The sequence below is a fragment of the Pedococcus sp. P2_D9 genome, assembly GCF_056404275.1.
Map to the genome: position 1 here is coordinate 79,500 of NZ_JBFUEI010000010.1, position 15,610 is coordinate 95,109.

A 15,610-nucleotide genomic window follows, 5' to 3' on the forward strand; every position below is an offset into this window, starting at 1 on the left:
GGTACCGACCCAGACGGCCCGGCAAACTCATCGGTCGGACGGTCGGGCTCAGGACTTCGCCAGTCGCTGCTTCTCGGCCTCGACGTCGAAGTCGGCGGCCGGCCACTGGGGGTCCATCGCCTCCAGGTGCTCGAGCACCAGGTTCTGGACAGCCAGCCGGGCGTACCACTTGCGGTCGGCGGGAACGACGTACCACGGGGCTGCCTCGGTCGAGGTCTTCTCGAGCACCGCCTGGTACGCCTCTTGGTACTGCGGCCACCGCAGGCGCTCGTCGACGTCCCCGGGGTTGTACTTCCAGTGCTTGTCCTCGCGCTCGAGCCGCTCGGTGAGGCGGGCCTTCTGCTCGTCCACCGAGATGTTCAGCATCACCTTGACGATCGTCGTGCCGTCAGCGACGGCCTTGGCCTCGAAGTCGTTGATCTGGGCGTAGCGCCGCGACCACGTCGCCCGGGGCACGAGCTCGTGGACGCGGACGATGAGCACGTCCTCGTACTGCGACCTGTCGAAGACACCGACCTGACCGGGGCCAGGCAGGGCGTTGCGGATGCGCCAGAGGAAGGGGTGCTTGCGCTCCTCGGCGGTGGGCGCCTTGAAGGCGGTGTACTTGACGCCCTGCGGGTCCATCTGCCCGACGACGTGACGCATGATGCCCCCCTTGCCGGAGGTGTCCATGCCCTGCACCACCAACAGGAGAGAGCGCTTCACGTCACCCTTGGACTCGGCATAGAGCCGCTCCTGGAGCTGGCTGATCTCCCCTGCGCGTGCCGCGAGGGCTTCCTCGCCCGCTGCCTTGTCACCGTCGAAGCCCGGGGTGGAGCGTGGGTCGCACTCGGCGAGGATGAAACCATCCGTGACCCTCAACGCGTCGGCGAAGGCCGTCGGCTCGGGGACACCCTTGTCGGATGCCGCCGTGGCGTCCAGGCCTGCGACCTTGGACTTCGGCCCCCCCTTGGACTTCTTGTCGCCCTTGGACTTCTTGCTGGCCTTTGCGTCGTTCTTCCCCTTGCCCATTGACGCATCCTGTCATCGCGGGGCACGGCGCGCGAGGGATTCCAGCCGAGCAAGTGCCCGTGCGTCAGCCGGCACCCCCGCCGTCGCCCGGCCCCCACTGTCCCGGAGGCCCACCCAGACCCGACCCGGACCGCGGGTCGTCCGGGCGATAGCTCGGGTCGCCGGTCGAGCCGCGCCGCCTGAGGACGAGGAAGAGCGCAGCGATCACCGCGACAACGACCAGAAGCCAGATCCACCACATGGTCGCTCCCTCCATGCCGCACCCAGCGGCGGCCACTTCCAATGTCCTCAGCCCGAGTGTCCTCATGTCGAGGATGGCTGTCCACAGCCCAGCAGATGGGGCAGTTGCTCAGTCGGCGTGGCGCGCGAGGGAAGTGAGTCGCGAGATCGCGCGAAAGTACTTCTTCCGGTAGCCGCCCGCCAGCATCTCCTGGGAGAACAGGTCGCCCAGCTGCAGCCCGCTGGCGAACACAGGGATGTCGGCGTCGTAGAGCCGGTCCGCGAGGACGACCAGCCGCAGGGCGACGGCCTGGTCCGTCACGGGGCGCACGTGGGTCCACCCGACGGCGGTGACCCCGTCGAGCATCGCGCGATAGCGGCTCGGGTGCACGGTCGCGAGGTGACGCGTCACGTCGACGAAGTGGTCGAGCACCCCACCGTCGACGTCCACGCCAGCGCGCACCTCGTCCTCTGAGGAGGGCGGGGGGCTGTCGACGCTGTCGCGGTGCCGGTAGTCGGGGCCGTTCACCGTCAGGACCTCGAAGCGTGCCGACAGCGCCTGGATCTCCCGCAGGAAGTCCTCGGCCGCGAACCGCCCGGCCCCCAGCGCGTCGGGCAGGGTGTTCGACGTGGCGGCCAGCGAGACCCCCGCTGTGGCCAGCCGCCCGAGCAGCGTCGCCATCAACACGGTGTCGCCCGGGTCGTCGAGCTCGAACTCGTCGATGCAGACCAGCTCGTGCCCGCTGAGCGCCTCCACGGTGGGTTGGAAGCCCAGCGCTCCGACGAGATTGGTGTACTCGACGAAGGTGCCAAAGGCCTTGGCCCCGGTGGCTTCGTGCCACAAGGACGCCAGCAGGTGGGTCTTGCCGACTCCGAAGCCGCCGTCGAGATAGACCCCGCGGCCGTCCCCTGCGGCGGCCTTTCGCCGCGCGAACCATCGGCCACTCGCGCGCTGGCCCAGCGACCTGGCATACCGCTCGAGTCGCTCCACGGCAGCCGCCTGCGAGGGTTCGGACGGATCTGGCCGGTAGGTCGCGAACCGCTCGGTGTCGAAACGGGGAGGGGGCACGAGCTCCCGCACCAACCGCGCACGGTCCAGCCGAGGAGAGCGGTCGAGGAGGGAGCCGGGCACGATGTCGAGCCTAGTGAACCAAGATCGAGGGAAATGCAAGACTGTGCGCATGCGCCTGCTGCTTGACTCCTCCGGCACCCATGCCCCCGGTGACCTCGTCGACGCCGCCGACCTCGCGGACCTGTACGCCCCGCCCGCCCGTCGCTGGCTGCGCGCCAACTTCGTGGCGACCCTGGACGGCGCGGCCAATGGTCCCGACCAGAAGTCGGGCAGCATCAACACCGAGGCCGACCATGTGGTCTTCGACCTGCTGCGCCGGATGACGGACGTCGTCGTGGTCGGGGCCGGCACGGTCAGGGCCGAGGGTTACCCCTCGCTGAAGGCCGAGAACGCAGCGGCACCGACGCTCGTGGTCGTCAGCCACTCAGGACAGCTGCCTGTGAGCGTGGCCGACGGACCTCCCGGATCCGTCCTGCTCGTCACCCGCAGCGGAGCCGACGCACGCGCCCTGGACGCCTCGCGTGAGCTGATCGGTGAGGAGTTCGTCCTCATGTCCGGCACCGACTCGGTGAACTTGGTGCGGATGAGAAACATGTTGGAGGACAAGGGCTTCCGGCAGATCCTGTGTGAGGGCGGCCCCACCCTGCTCGCCAGCCTGTTGAAGGCCGGGGTCGTCGACGAGCTCGACCTCACCTGGTCGCCCGTCATCGTCGGCGGCCAGCATCCGGCGATCGTCAACGGACCGGAGCTGAACGTCCCCGCCTCCCCCGCGGTCCTGCTCGAGGAGGACGGCAGCATCCTCGGACGCTGGTTCGTCAACCGCTGACCTGACAGGTCCGCGCGGCACCGGGTGTGGATGGCTCAGGTGGCCACGAACTCGGCGACAGACCGCTCCCAGCGGTCCGGGTCGACGTTCCACTCCTTGGTGTGCCGCGCGGTGTCCCACCGCTCCATCGTCACCAGGTCTGGCCGCGCCTGCGCCAACGCCTGGGACGGGCCCACGGGGACGAACTCGTCGTCGACCGAGTGGATGAGCAGGATCGGGTGCGCCAGCTCGCCCGCACGCGCCACCCAGTTGGTCTTGGCCACGTCCACCGGGTCGTGCACGCCGACGAGTCGGCGCGCCGAGCGGCGACCCATGAGGGCCCGGCCGAGACCGCCGATCGGGGCCGGGATGCCGTTGGCCCGCGCGTGGTGGGCCAGCACGTCACCCCAGTCGATGACCGGCGCGTCGAGCACCACGTGGGTGACGTGGTCGGCCAGCCAGGAGCGGCTGAGGGTCTGCAGGACGATGGCCCCTCCCATCGACCACCCGACGAGCAGTAGCTCCCGCGCCCCACGCTGCACCGCGTGCAGGCCGGCGTCCTCGATGTCGCGCCACTCCGAGAGGCCCAGGTTGTAGCGCCCGTCCGGTCCGCTGCGTGCTCCGAGGTCGTTGCGGTAGCTGGGGATGATCACGTTGATCCCGTTGTCGTGCAACGGCTTCACCGCCCGCACCCCCTCGTGGCGCCTGGCCCCACGGCCGTGGACGAGGATTGCCCACCGGTGCGACGTCGTGGCGGCCGGCACCACCCAGGCGGGCATGGTGCCCAGCTCGGTGAGCACGTCGACGTACTCGGTGCGCAGTCCCAGTGAGCGGTCCGGGGGGCTGGCGAAGTAGTACTGGTTCCACCGGCCGAACCCGCCGGTGAGGTGTCCGAAGTCGACCCCCAGCAGCTCTCGACGCACCCGGCCCGATCCCTGGTCGAGCTCCAGGACGTCGCCGACGCGCGCGTGACCGCTCTCGCTGTCCAGCCAGAGGCCGTACCGTCCGGGCGAGACCGTCTCTGGGCTCACCCCTAAGGTCACCGAGTCGTCGGCGACGGCAAGGATCTGGGTGTCATCGGGTCGCTGGCGGTCCGGGGTGAGGACCCGGCGTGCGAAGTAGGTCGCGGCGCCCATGGTGGTCAGGGCACCTGCGGTCAGCACCGACCCTGCGGTCACTGCTCCCGCGATGGCCGCCTTGCGGCCGGCAGACATCGGGGTCGAGGTCGCCCCGGTGGCCACTACCTCTCCCCCAGCACGTCGGCGAGGTCGAAGCTGACCGGCTCCTCGAGCTGGTCGTAGGTGCACGACTGCGGGGTTCGGTCCTGGCGCCAGCGGACGAACTGGGCTGTGTGGCGGAACCGGGCGCCCTCCATGTGGTCGTACCTCACCTCGACCACGCGGTCGGGCCGAAGCGGCGTGAACGACAGGTCCTTGCCCGCGTTCCAGCGCGACGTCGCCCCGCCCGTCGGGGTGCGGTTGCCCATCTCCTCCTTGGCCCAGGCCCACGGGTGGTCGTCGAAGTCGGTGACCAGCGGCTGCAGCTCGTCGAACAGCTCCTTGCGTCGCGCCATCGGGAACGCCCCGATCACGCCCACGCTCATCAGGGACCCCTCGTCGGTGTAGAGGCCCAGCAGGAGTGACCCGATCAGGTCGTCGCCGCTCTTGTGGGTCCGATAGCCCGCAACCACGCAGTCAGCGGTCCGCTCGTGCTTGATCTTCAGCATCAGCCGCTTGTCGGGCACGTAGCCGATGTCGAGGGGCTTGGCGATGACGCCGTCGAGCCCGGCCCCCTCGAACTGCTCGAACCACTCCTGCGCAACGCTCGGGTCGTGGGTGGCCCGGGTGAGGTGGATGGGCGGCTGCGCCGCGGCGAGGGCCTCCTCGAGCCGGGCACGGCGCTCCGAGAACGGGCGCGCGGTGAGGTCGTCCTCGCCGATCGCGAGCAGGTCGAACGCGACGAAGCTGGCAGGGGTCTCGGCGGCGAGCCTCTTCACCCGGCTGGCGGCGGGGTGGATCCGTTGCTGCAGCGCGTCGAAGTCGAGCCCGTCGCCGGTCGCGCCGATGAGGACGATCTCGCCGTCCACGACGCACTTCTCGGGGAAGTTGGCCAGCACGGCCTCGACCACCTCGGGGAAGTAGCGAGTCATCGGCTTCTCGTTGCGGCTGCCGATCTCCACCTGGTCGCCCGACCGGAAGATGATCGAGCGGAATCCGTCCCACTTGGGCTCGAACAGGTAGTCGCCCGTGGGGATCCCCTTCACCGGCTTGGCCAGCATCGGGGCGACGGGCGGCACGACCGGACCCCACACGGAGCGCAGGTCCGCATCGCGTTCGGCCTTGGGGGGCATGTAGTCCTCGTCGGACTTGTCCTTGCGGCGCTTGCTCGGCTGCACCCTGGGTGGCTCTCCCGGCATCTTGGGGTAGTCCGGCGGGAAGTTCAGCTCGCCGAGGCCACGCTCGCTGATGTCCTTGTCCCACAAAGCAATTGCCGAGGAGACGTCACCGACAGCATCGTCCATCGCCGCCCATGCGTCACCATCCGCGGCGACGATCCCCGGCACCGTCAGCACGGTGAAGTCGCCGGGACTGACGCCGGGCAGCGTGTCCCAGCTGACCGGCATACTCACCGGCGCTCCGGGGAGCGGGCGCGGGCTGTAGGCCGAAGCGATGGTGCGGTCCCGACACGCCTGGTTGAAGTCGACGAAGACGCGCTCGCCGCGCTCCTCCTTCCACCACGAGGTCGTCACGAGGTCGGGCAGGCGACGCTCGAGCTCGCGCGCGATCCCGATCACCCCGTGCCGCACGTCGAGGAACTCGTGGGTCGGCGCGACCCGGACGAAGACGTGGACACCTCGGTTGCCGGAGGTCTTGGCCCAGCCGGTCAGCCCGAGCTCGGTGAGCAGCTCGCGGAGCACGAGGGCGGCTTCGACGGAGTCCTTGAAGTCGCGGCCCGGCTGCGGGTCGAGGTCGATCCGCAGCTCGTCGGGGTTGTCGACGTTGCTCGTGCGCACCGGCCAGGGGTGGAACGTCACCGTGTTCATCTGCATCGCCCACACCACGGCTGCCGGCTCGTCGACGACCACCTGGAGGTGCTTGCGACCCGAGGGGTAGGTGCACATGACGGGGTCGATGAAGTCGGGCATGCCCTTGGGCGGGTTCTTGGTCCAGAACTCCTCGCCCGTGATGCCCTCGGGGAACCGCTGCAGGGTCACCGGGCGGTTGCCCAGTGCGCGCATGAAGCCGTCAGAGACGTCGACGGCGTACTGCGCGAGGTCGAGCTTGGTGATCCCGTCGTCGGGCCAGATCAGGCGCTCGGGGCTCGAAATCCGAACACGTCGCGATCCCTCAGGTCCCCCGGGGACTTCCAGCTCGGTTGCTTTGGCCGCCATGGCGCGAGCCTATCTGGGGAGCCCGTCAGCGGACCGTAAGGATCTGCGGGACCAGAATGGGCCTTGATTGCGTTGTGATGGACGTGAAGCTGTTTGGACGAAGTGGGATCACCGGGCGAAGGAGCCGAAACGTGAGCATGGACCAGACCGACCGCACCTATGCCGTCACCAAGACGGACGAGCAGTGGCGTGAGGAGCTGAGCCCGGCGGAGTACCAGGTGCTCCGTCAGGCAGGCACCGAGCGGCCGTTCGTCGGGGAGTACACCGACACCAAGGACGAGGGCGTCTATGCCTGCCGAGCCTGTGGTGCCGAGCTGTTCACCTCCGACACCAAGTTCGACAGCCACTGCGGGTGGCCGTCGTTCTACTCACCCCTCGCCGGCGACTCGGTCGAGTACCTCGAGGACTATGACATGGGCATGAAGCGCGTCGAGGTCAGGTGCGCCAACTGTGGCAGCCACCTCGGCCACGTCTTCGAGGGCGAGGGCTACGGCACCCCCACGGACCAGCGCTACTGCATCAACTCGATCTCGATGACCCTGCGCCCCAAGCCCGACGCCACCTGACCGACCCCCCTGCCCCGCCTTTATCGGGTCATGGGACAAAGGTCGGCTTCACCCCGGAACGGTTTCGGGGTGAGGCCGACCTTTGTGGGGCGCGGCCGGCTTGAGCACAGCGCTGGATGGGTATGCCGCGTGGCTGAGGACACCGAGCGCCCGCAGCCGCGCGATGAGCGGTCCAAGGCGCTCGAGATCCGACCAGACGACGCGGACCACCCGGTATCCCAGCCGTCTCAGCTCGTCCTCTCGGCGTTTCTCAGCGATGAGCGCCTCCGAGCCACCGTCGCGATACTTCACGAGGCCGTCGAACTCGATCACGACGTTGGTGCCCTTGACGAGGAAGTCGACCCTCGCCACGACTCTGCCTCGCTCGTCGCGGATGGCGACCTGCGCCTCGACCTCGATCCCCACCGCGGCGAGGCCGACGCGAAGGCGCGACTCCCCCACGGACTCGGACTTCGGGTCGACGAAGGCCAGCATGGTCCTGACCCGGCTCGACCGCGGCCAGCCGTGCACGCGCGCGGCGACGGCCTCGAGCTCGTCGCGCGAGATCATGCCCTCGTGAAGCGCCGCGTCGGCCGCCACCACTCCGGGGGTGGCGCCGTGCTCGAGGCAGTGCTGGACCACGGCCACCGGAGTGGAGACCACACCACGGGGCGCCTTCAGCCCAGCGAACGGCGGCCGGATCACGAGGTCTCGCGTCAACACCTCACGGTGGATCGGTCGCTCGAGGTGCGCACGCTGCAGGGAGGCACCCCAGACGGGGAGCCCGAGTGCCACCAGCGCCGTGTGACCAGAGAGCGCGCCGTCCGGATAGAGCAGCTGCGCGCCGCGGCCGAGCAGGCGATGCCTTTCCGCCGAAGCCGTCGGGCCGTCGGGCGGCGCGCCCACGGCATACACACCGCGAGTCAGGCGCACCACGCCGCCGTCGCGAACCAGTGCCGCCAGCGACTCGCGGCTGTGGCCGAGCAATCTCGCCTGACGGGTGATGAACACGCCGTCCTGCGAGTTGGCGATGTCGAGAAGCGCAGGGTCCATGGCCCGAGGATGTCCGCCGTCGAGGCGCTCCATCGACCCACGGACGTGGACCTGTGGAGGGCTGGGTGCGGACAGGTCGCTTGTGGACGGCCGTCGCCACACCCGGGCAAGGACGGCATGACCCGAGAACGGTTTCGGGGTGAAGCCGACCCAAGTCCCTAGACCCGATAAAGGTGGGGCGGGGTCAGCGCAGGGAGGCGAGGAGCTCGTCGACCTGGACGCGGCGACCGGTGTGGAACGGCAGCTCCTCGCGGACGTGCATGCGGGCCCGCGAGGCGCGCAGCTCACGCATCAGGTCGACGATGCGGTGCAGCTCGTCGGCCTCGAAGGCCAGCACCCACTCGTAGTCGTTCAGCGCGAACGAGGCGATCGTGTTGGCCCGCACGTCGGGGTAGTCACGTGCCTGCTGCCCGTGCTCGCGCAGCATGTCGCGGCGCTCGGCGTCCGGCAGCAGGTACCACTCGTAGGACCGGACGAACGGGTAGACGCAGATGAAGTCCTTGGGCGGCTCGTCGCCGAGGAACGCCGGGATGTGGCTCTTGTTGAACTCCGCCGGTCGGTGCAGCGCTGCCGCCGACCAGGTCGGCTCGAGCAGGTGGCCCAGCTCGGTGCGCAGCAGGGAGCGGTAGGCCCGCTGTACGTCCTCGATCCGTTCGGCGTGCCACCAGACCATGAAGTCGGCGTCGGCGCGCAGCCCCCCGATGTCGTAGACGCCGCGGGTCACCACACCCTCTGCCTCGAACTGCGCGAAGAGGTCCTCGACCTCCTTGGCCATCACGTCCCGGTTGTCGCCCAAGGGCCCGGTGACGGAGAACACCGACCACATGGCATACCGGATCGAGTCGTTGATCTCGCGGATCCGGGCAGCGTTCGGGTTGGAGGGGTGCGGCTCGCTCATGCCCCTATCCTCCCGCGCCGATCGTTCGCGTCCGCAGGTGGGTGGTCACCGCCAGTGCCGCCGACCGCCCAGTCGCGATGCACGCCGGGATCCCCACACCTTCGTATGCCGCGCCGGCGAGGGCCAGCCCCGGCGCGGCCGCCGCTGCGGCCCGGATGCGGGCCACCCGGTCGAGGTGCCCGACGGTGTACTGCGGCAGCGCACCGCCCCAGCGTTGGACGTGGGTGTCGACGATCCGGGGCAGCTGGTGGCCGAGGGCCTCGCTGACCTCGGCGACGGCGATCGCCACGAGCTCCTCGTCCGGGCGCTGCAGGTCGGTCGTCTCGCCGAACCGCCCCACAGAGGCTCGCAGGAAGGAAAGGTCCCCGGCAGCCTCGGCGGTCCATCGCCACTTGGTCGAGGAGAAGGTGCTGGCCTTGATGGTCCTGCCCTCGACCGCCGGCACGAGGAAACCGGAGCCGGGAAGCGGCACGGTGCCGGGGCCCTCGGCCCCGACGGCCAGGGTGATGATCGCCAGCGAGGCGTACTCGACCTCACGCAGCGCCCGGGACGCGTCGGGCAGGTGTCGAGCCAGGAGCCGGCTCGCAGGGGCGGCGGGGACGGCGAGAACCACCGCTTCCGCGACCAGCCGTTCGGGCCGCGGGTGCGGTCCGACCACCACCGACCAGCCGCCACCCGCGGTGTCCGGCTCCCGGTGCAGCTCACGGACGATGGTGCTGCTGCGAATCGTCACGCCGCGAGCCCGCAGCGACTCGGTCAGCGACTCGGCGAGCCGGCCCACCCCACCCACCAGCCCGGCGAAGACCGGCGCGGCCAGCTGGTCGGTCTGGCCCGCCTGGCCCGCGCGGTCGGCCCGGCCCGCCCGGCCCGCCTCACCGGCCTGGCCCGCAGCTGCTGTCTGCGTGAGGGACTCGCCTCGCCGGGCCGCCGCGAACACGGAAGGCAGGCAGGCGCGCAGCGACAACGACCGAGCCTGCCCGGCATACACGCCCCCGAGGAGCGGCTCGACGAGACGGTCGACGACCGCGTCGCCCAAGCGGGCCGCGACGTAGTCGCCCACCGAAACGTCCTCGAAATCGCCTCTGTCCCATGGTGTTTCGCCCTCGGCTCGAGCGACCTCGTCAGGGGACAGGACGCCGAGCGCGGAGGCGGCCGGCGAAGGGATCCCCATCAGCGTGCCCTTGGGCATGGGGTGAAGGTCACCTCGCGACCAGATGGACGCCGACGTCGTGTCGGGGTGGACGACCTCGCCATCGAGGCCCAGCTCGGACATCAGGTCCAGCGCCTCGGGTCGTCTGGCCAGCATCGACTCGGCCCCCACGTCCAGCGCCACCCCTGCCACGGGTTCGCGTCGGAGCTTGCCGCCGGGTCGGTCTGCCGCGTCGAGGATCGTGATGGTCGCGTCAGGAACCGCACGCGTCAGCTCCCAAGCGCAGGCAAGTCCAGCGATACCTCCCCCGACGATGAGGATTCGTGATCCGACCATGCCCACACCCTTTCAAGATCGTGACTGTTTCGACACCACCGGGTGGGAACGTCGAGCCCACGACGCGAGTCGCACCGGTATTCCGCACCGCCCGATACGACCAGCTCGACTCGACCAGGGGGTCGCCATGTTCAGCGTTCGTCCGCACCGCAGCATCGCCGTCGTCGGCGCAGCTCTCCTCGCAACGCTCGCCCTCGCTGCCTGCGGCGGCGGCGGCTCCGACACCTCCAGCGCCGCCTCGGTGGCCGGAGGCAGCTCCAACGAGTCGTCCGGCCGGGCCGTGGCCCCGTCCGCCGGCGACAGTTCCGCGTCGGGAGGTGACTCGGCCAAGCCGGGATCAGGCACCGCTCCCAAGGGAGTCACGGCAGCCAACCTCGCGGCCAACCAGGACTCCCTCGCCCGTCGCGCGACCATCGCGCTCCAAGTCAAGAACATCGGCCAGGCAGTGGCGAAGGTGCGGGCCACCACGGCGACCGCCGAGGGCATCGTCCTGTCGGAGAACATCGGGACGGCGAACAGCGACGCCCCCCTCACGGACTCCGCGAAGGTGACCGCCACGACGTACGCCGAGATCACCCTCTCGGTGCCCTCCGCAGAGCTCGACCGGGTCATCGCCGAGCTCGGGTCGGTCGGCACGGTGATCCGCTCGACGAGCTCGAGCGAGAACGTCGGCGGACAGATCGTCGACACCGCCTCACGGCTGGAGACGATGCGGGTCAGCGTCGAGCGGGTCCGGGCCTTCCTCAAGGACGCCAAGGACCTCAACCAGATCGTCGCCATGGAGGCCGAGCTGACCCGGCGCCAGTCCGACCTCGAGTCCCTCGAGGCGCAGCTCGCCTCCCTCAAGGGGAGCGTCGCGCGCTCCCCCATCCAGATCAGCCTGACCACAGAGCCGAACGCGATCGTGGAGGAGCCCGACCAGGCCGGCTTCCTCGTCGGGCTCAAGGGTGGCTGGGACGCCTTCACCGGGTCCGCGACCGTGCTGCTCACGGTCGTCGGAGCGATGTTGCCGTTCCTCGTCCTGCTCGGCCTCCTGGGACTGCCGGTGTGGTGGTACGTGCGACGCCGTCGTCCGGTGACGCCGCCCCCCGCCGTCCTGCCGCAGTAGCCCCCACTACGGCAGGGGCGAGGTCGGTCGGCGACTCAGCGCTGGCCGACCTCGTGCACCAGCTCGACCACACGGGTCAGCACATCGGGATCGGTGTCGGGCAGCACGCCGTGGCCCAGGTTGAAGATGTGACCGGGTGCGGCCCGTCCCTCCTCCACGATCGAACGGACCTTGGCCTCCAGCGCCTCCCAGGGCGCGAAGAGGAGGGCGGGGTCGAGGTTGCCCTGCACTGCGTACGAACCGTCGAGACGGGCGAGGGCATCGGTGAGGGACACGCGGTAGTCGACGCCGACCACGTCGGCGCCCACGGCGCCCATGGCCGGCAGCAGCTCACCGGTGCCGACCCCGAAGTGGATCTTCGGGATGCCGCGTGCCGACACGGCTTCCAGCGCCGCGGTCGAGTGCGGGGCGACGAAGCGCTCGTAGTCGGCTCGTGGGAGGGCCCCCACCCACGAGTCGAAGAGCTGGACCGCGGAGGCCCCTGCGGCGGCCTGCACGTCGAGGAAGGTGCCCGAGATCTGGGCCAGGCGGGCGCACAGGTCGTGCCACAGCTGCGGGTCGCCGTACATCAGTGCCTTGGTGTGTTCGTGGTTCTTGCTCGGGCCGCCTTCGACCAGGTAGCTCGCCAGCGTGAACGGTGCGCCCGCGAAGCCGATGAGGGGCGTGTCACCCAGCTCCGCGGTCAGGAGCCGGACGGCTTCGGTGATGTAGGGGACGTGGTCGGGCGTCAGCTCGGGCAGGCGGTCGAGGTCGCCGCGGGTGCGGATCGGCTTGGCGACGACCGGCCCGACGCCGGGGACGATGTCGAGGTCGACGCCGACGGCAGCCAGGGGCACGACGATGTCGGAGAAGAAGATCGCGGCGTCGACGCCGTGGCGGCGCACCGGCTGGAGGGTGATCTCGGTGACCAGGTCGGGGCGACGGCACGACTCGAGCATCCCGACGCCTTCACGGACCTTGCGGTACTCCGGCAGCGAGCGCCCTGCCTGACGCATGAACCAGACAGGCGTGTGGCTCACCGGCTGACGGCGGGCAGCACGGACCAGGGCGGAGTCGTGGGGGGAGGTCACCGGGTGATTCTAGGTCGCTCAGAGGGCGATGATCGCCGCGCCCGCCAGGGACAGCACCGCGCCCACCTGCTGGATCCTGCGCAGCCGCTCCCGCAGCAGGACGCGTGCCAGCACGATCGTCACGACGGGGTAGAGCGAGGCGAGCACGCTCGCCACGCTCACCTGTCCGCGCGAAGATGCGATCCCGAACAGGAGGTTGGCGCCCATGTCACCGCAGCCGATGGCCAGCAGGGCAGGCAGCTCGCGGGCCTGCACCCCTCCCCTGGACCGCAACGCCAGTGCCAGCGTGAGGAACACGACGAAGGACACCCCGCGCATCCCCCACAGGGTCATGAGGGTCGATGTCCGGGCGCCGCGGTCGATGCAGAACAGGGCGAACCCGAACCCGACCGCCGCCACCCCAGCCAGCACCACCGGCCTCGGAGAGACCCCGCCACTCAGCTCGGGCCCCGACGCCAGGGTCACGCCGACGATGGCGACCACGATCCCCACCCAGGTCCAGGAGGACGGCTCGTCGCCGGTGGCCACGCCGAGGAGCACGGGAACGGCCACCCCCAGGGCTGCGATCGGGGCGACGACGCCGATCGTGCCACTCGCCAGGGCGGTGTAGAAGCAGAGCAGTCCCGCCACCCCGGAGACGGCGGCACCGACCGACCACAGGGGCCAACCCGTCCACGTGAGGCTGTCCCAGCGGAGGGCGACGGCAACGCACAGGACGAGGAACGCCAGTGACTGCGTCCACCCCACGACGGCGACGGCGGGGCGGCGCCGCGAGTACAGCCCGGCGAAGAAGTCCGCGGTCCCCCAGCTGGCGCTGGACGCCAGCGCGAGCAGCGAGAGCATGGCCGCACGCTACCGGTGGCGCGACACGACGCGGACGGCAACCTCCCTGTGATATCCGAGATCGCGGCATACCCTCTGATGGTGGGCAGCCGAACGGTCCCTGGCGACCAATCCCCCGAGTTCACGCAGGCGCTCAGTGACCTGCGCGGAGCGCGCTTGCGCCCCGAGGTCCGCCTCACCGAGGTGCCCGCTCCCCAGCGCATCGCGCCGTATGCCGTGGCCCTCACCGCCGAGGTGGTGGGCGCCGCCAACGACGAGGACGAGTTGGCGTCGGGACGCTTCGTGCTGCTGCACGACCCGTCGGTCCCGGACCCGTGGGACGGGGCCTGGCGTGCGGTGACGTTCGCCCGGGCCGAGCTCGAGCCCGAGCTGGCCAACGACCCGATGCTGGGTGCGGTCGGGTGGTCCTGGCTGACCGACGCCCTGGCCCATCACCACCTGGGCTACACCGCAGAGGCCGGCACGGTCACGAGAGTGGTCTCGGAGAGCTTCGCCGGTCTGTCCGACCGGCCCGCCAGCGTCGAGATGGAGGTCCGCGCTTCGTGGACCCCCGTGGCCGGCAACGTCGGCGCCCACCTCGTCGCGTGGTCCGACCTGTTGTGCACCATCGCGGGTCTGCCGCCCCTGCCGGAGGGCGTCATCGCCCTGCCTGGACCACGCCGTTAACAGTGGAGTGCTGACTTCCGGGACGTGTTCCGTGGCATCGGCCGGGTAGGTTGATCCGGTGACCGACACCGAGGCCGAGCAGACTACGGCCGACCAGGCCGAGGCCGGGCGGACGGAGGCCGGGCAGACGGAGGCCGTTCAGGCGGTGCAGCCCGAGCAGCAACCAGCCGTCGAGCTGACCCCTCTCGACATGCCTGTCGACGGCGTGCCCCCGGTCGTCGAGTCCGAGCGGGCACTGATGGAGGCCGCCCGCGCCATCGCTGCCGGCGAGGGGCCGGTCGCCCTCGACGCCGAGCGGGCGAGCGGCTACCGCTACGGCCAGCGCGCCTACCTCGTGCAGCTGCGACGCGAGGGCTCGGGCACCTGGTTGATCGACCCGATCGCGTGCCCCGACCTGTCGCCCGTCAACGACGCCATCGGCAGTGCCGAGTGGATCCTGCACGCGGCCACCCAGGACCTCGCCTGTCTCGCGGAGGTGGGACTGCGGCCTCAGCAGCTGTTCGACACCGAGCTCGCCGGGCGACTTCTGGGCCTGCCCCGCGTCGGGCTGGCCGCGGTGGTCGAGCACTACCTGGGCCTGTCCCTGGCCAAGGAGCACTCCGCGGTCGACTGGTCCACCAGGCCCCTGCCCGAGCCGTGGTTGCGCTACGCCGCCCTCGACGTCGAGGTGCTGGTCGACGTGCGCAACCTGATGGGCGTCGACCTCGCCAAGCAGGGCAAGGACAGCTGGGCGCGCGAGGAGTTCGAGGCACTGCTCGACTTCATGGGACCGGCGCAGCGCGTCGACCCGTGGCGGCGGACGAGCGGCATGCACCGCGTCCGACACCGCAGGATCGCGGCGGTCGTGCGAGAGCTGTGGGAGACCCGCGACCAGATAGCCCAGGACCGGGATGTCGCCCCCGGGCGGGTGCTGCCGGACGCGGTGCTGGTCGAGGTGGCCATGGAGTCACCGACCAACCCCGGCACGCTCCCCGGTGGGCACCGGTCCGTCCGGCGCTACCAGCGCCAGTGGCTCGACGCCGTCACCCGGGCGAACGCGATCCCCGAAGGCGACCTGCCGCCGATGACCCTGCGCTCGGACGGCCCGCCGCCCCAGCGTGCCTGGGCCGAACGCAACCCCATCGCGGCCGCCCGACTGAGCGCCACGCGCGAGGCGCTGACCGCGTTCGCCACCGAACACGTGATCCCGATCGAGAACGTCCTGTCTCCGGAGCCCCTTCGCCGGGTGATCTGGACTCCCCCGGCCGACCAGACCGCCGCCGGGTTCGCCGCCGCGCTCACGGCTCTCGGAGCCAGGCACTGGCAGGCCGGCGTGGTCGCGCCGATGATCGAGGCGGCCTTCGAGGCCAACCCCGACGCCTGATCCGGCTCCTCGCGCTGCAGGTTTCGTTCCAATGGGAGGCAAACCTGCATGGGTGACGGCTCTCACTCGCGGGATCTGGT

Annotated in this window: 15 protein-coding genes; 5 read left to right on the forward strand and 10 right to left on the reverse strand. The window is 70.5% G+C overall.

The features are described from left to right. Positions 1-48 precede the first annotated feature (48 nt). The 3 genes from AC1DXJ_RS15110 to zapE all read right to left on the reverse strand — a co-directional run bounded on the left by AC1DXJ_RS15110 (position 49) and on the right by zapE (position 2,362). A complete protein-coding gene (locus AC1DXJ_RS15110) occupies positions 49-1,011 on the reverse strand; it encodes a polyphosphate kinase 2 family protein (protein WP_477613121.1) in 963 nt (320 codons plus the stop codon). Positions 1,012-1,075: 64 nt separating this feature from the next. Beyond that, a complete protein-coding gene (locus tag AC1DXJ_RS15115; RefSeq protein WP_477613122.1) occupies positions 1,076-1,267 on the reverse strand; it encodes a hypothetical protein in 192 nt (63 codons plus the stop codon). Between the two features lie 93 nt (positions 1,268-1,360). Next, positions 1,361-2,362, reverse strand: coding sequence for a cell division protein ZapE (gene zapE / locus AC1DXJ_RS15120; protein ID WP_477613123.1), 1,002 nt, complete (start codon positions 2,360-2,362; stop codon positions 1,361-1,363). Between the two features lie 49 nt (positions 2,363-2,411). On the opposite strand from zapE, the gene AC1DXJ_RS15125 reads away from it, so the two are divergent. Then, entirely contained in the window at positions 2,412-3,128 is a 717-nt protein-coding gene (locus AC1DXJ_RS15125; protein WP_477623668.1) for a dihydrofolate reductase family protein, read from the forward strand. A 35-nt stretch (positions 3,129-3,163) separates the two neighbouring features. On the opposite strand, the gene AC1DXJ_RS15130 is transcribed toward AC1DXJ_RS15125, so the two are convergent. Together AC1DXJ_RS15130 and AC1DXJ_RS15135 are read right to left on the reverse strand one after the other, a co-directional pair. Further along, the gene (locus AC1DXJ_RS15130; RefSeq protein WP_477613125.1) at positions 3,164-4,348 is read right to left on the reverse strand and encodes an alpha/beta hydrolase family protein; all 1,185 of its coding nucleotides are present in this window, start codon (positions 4,346-4,348) and stop codon (positions 3,164-3,166) included. Further along, positions 4,348-6,498, reverse strand: a complete 2,151-nt coding sequence (locus AC1DXJ_RS15135) for an ATP-dependent DNA ligase (protein WP_477637400.1) — start codon at positions 6,496-6,498, stop codon at positions 4,348-4,350. Before AC1DXJ_RS15135 ends, AC1DXJ_RS15130 begins: the two co-directional genes overlap by 1 nt. Positions 6,499-6,635: 137 nt before the next feature. On the opposite strand from AC1DXJ_RS15135, the gene msrB reads away from it, so the two are divergent. After that, a complete protein-coding gene (gene msrB / locus AC1DXJ_RS15140; protein ID WP_477613428.1) occupies positions 6,636-7,064 on the forward strand; it encodes a peptide-methionine (R)-S-oxide reductase MsrB in 429 nt (142 codons plus the stop codon). Between the two features lie 48 nt (positions 7,065-7,112). On the opposite strand, the gene AC1DXJ_RS15145 is transcribed toward msrB, so the two are convergent. The 3 genes from AC1DXJ_RS15145 to hemG all read right to left on the reverse strand — a co-directional run bounded on the left by AC1DXJ_RS15145 (position 7,113) and on the right by hemG (position 10,480). After that, positions 7,113-8,096: a type IV toxin-antitoxin system AbiEi family antitoxin domain-containing protein gene (locus AC1DXJ_RS15145; protein WP_477613127.1), complete on the reverse strand. Its 984-nt coding sequence runs from the start codon at positions 8,094-8,096 to the stop codon at positions 7,113-7,115. A 184-nt stretch (positions 8,097-8,280) separates the two neighbouring features. Beyond that, on the reverse strand, positions 8,281-8,994 hold the full coding sequence (gene hemQ / locus AC1DXJ_RS15150) for a hydrogen peroxide-dependent heme synthase (protein ID WP_477637401.1): 714 nt from the start codon (positions 8,992-8,994) through the stop codon (positions 8,281-8,283). A gap of 4 nt (positions 8,995-8,998) precedes the next feature. Then, positions 8,999-10,480, reverse strand: a complete 1,482-nt coding sequence (gene hemG, locus AC1DXJ_RS15155; protein ID WP_477637402.1) for a protoporphyrinogen oxidase — start codon at positions 10,478-10,480, stop codon at positions 8,999-9,001. Between the two features lie 127 nt (positions 10,481-10,607). On the opposite strand from hemG, the gene AC1DXJ_RS15160 reads away from it, so the two are divergent. Then, positions 10,608-11,588, forward strand: coding sequence for a DUF4349 domain-containing protein (locus tag AC1DXJ_RS15160; RefSeq protein WP_477613130.1), 981 nt, complete (start codon positions 10,608-10,610; stop codon positions 11,586-11,588). Between the two features lie 35 nt (positions 11,589-11,623). Here the strand turns inward: AC1DXJ_RS15160 and hemE are convergent, their stop codons facing one another. Continuing rightward, positions 11,624-12,658: a uroporphyrinogen decarboxylase gene (hemE, locus tag AC1DXJ_RS15165; protein ID WP_477613131.1), complete on the reverse strand. Its 1,035-nt coding sequence runs from the start codon at positions 12,656-12,658 to the stop codon at positions 11,624-11,626. 18 nt (positions 12,659-12,676) lie between these two features. Further along, the gene (locus tag AC1DXJ_RS15170) at positions 12,677-13,501 is read right to left on the reverse strand and encodes an EamA family transporter (protein WP_477613132.1); all 825 of its coding nucleotides are present in this window, start codon (positions 13,499-13,501) and stop codon (positions 12,677-12,679) included. A gap of 78 nt (positions 13,502-13,579) precedes the next feature. Here AC1DXJ_RS15170 and AC1DXJ_RS15175 point away from each other — a divergent pair, with 78 nt between their 5' ends. Next, positions 13,580-14,167, forward strand: coding sequence for a DUF3000 domain-containing protein (locus tag AC1DXJ_RS15175; RefSeq protein WP_477613133.1), 588 nt, complete (start codon positions 13,580-13,582; stop codon positions 14,165-14,167). A gap of 58 nt (positions 14,168-14,225) precedes the next feature. Further along, positions 14,226-15,530: an HRDC domain-containing protein gene (locus tag AC1DXJ_RS15180; protein WP_477637403.1), complete on the forward strand. Its 1,305-nt coding sequence runs from the start codon at positions 14,226-14,228 to the stop codon at positions 15,528-15,530. The last annotated feature ends 80 nt before the right edge of the window (positions 15,531-15,610 follow it).

Excerpts from the sequence above, each read along its gene's own strand:
- AC1DXJ_RS15110 (WP_477613121.1), bottom strand. The coding sequence starts at position 1,011 with ATGGGCAAGGGGAAGAACGACGCAAAGGCCAGCAAGAAGTCCAAGGGC.
- AC1DXJ_RS15115 (WP_477613122.1), bottom strand. The coding sequence starts at position 1,267 with ATGGAGGGAGCGACCATGTGGTGGATCTGGCTTCTGGTCGTTGTCGCG.
- AC1DXJ_RS15125 (WP_477623668.1), top strand. The coding sequence starts at position 2,412 with ATGCGCCTGCTGCTTGACTCCTCCGGCACCCATGCCCCCGGTGACCTC.
- AC1DXJ_RS15135 (WP_477637400.1), bottom strand. The coding sequence starts at position 6,498 with ATGGCGGCCAAAGCAACCGAGCTGGAAGTCCCCGGGGGACCTGAGGGA.
- msrB (WP_477613428.1), top strand. The coding sequence starts at position 6,636 with ATGGACCAGACCGACCGCACCTATGCCGTCACCAAGACGGACGAGCAG.
- AC1DXJ_RS15145 (WP_477613127.1), bottom strand. The coding sequence starts at position 8,096 with ATGGACCCTGCGCTTCTCGACATCGCCAACTCGCAGGACGGCGTGTTC.
- hemQ (WP_477637401.1), bottom strand. The coding sequence starts at position 8,994 with ATGAGCGAGCCGCACCCCTCCAACCCGAACGCTGCCCGGATCCGCGAG.
- hemG (WP_477637402.1), bottom strand. The coding sequence starts at position 10,480 with ATGGTCGGATCACGAATCCTCATCGTCGGGGGAGGTATCGCTGGACTT.
- AC1DXJ_RS15160 (WP_477613130.1), top strand. The coding sequence starts at position 10,608 with ATGTTCAGCGTTCGTCCGCACCGCAGCATCGCCGTCGTCGGCGCAGCT.
- AC1DXJ_RS15170 (WP_477613132.1), bottom strand. The coding sequence starts at position 13,501 with ATGCTCTCGCTGCTCGCGCTGGCGTCCAGCGCCAGCTGGGGGACCGCG.
- AC1DXJ_RS15175 (WP_477613133.1), top strand. The coding sequence starts at position 13,580 with ATGGTGGGCAGCCGAACGGTCCCTGGCGACCAATCCCCCGAGTTCACG.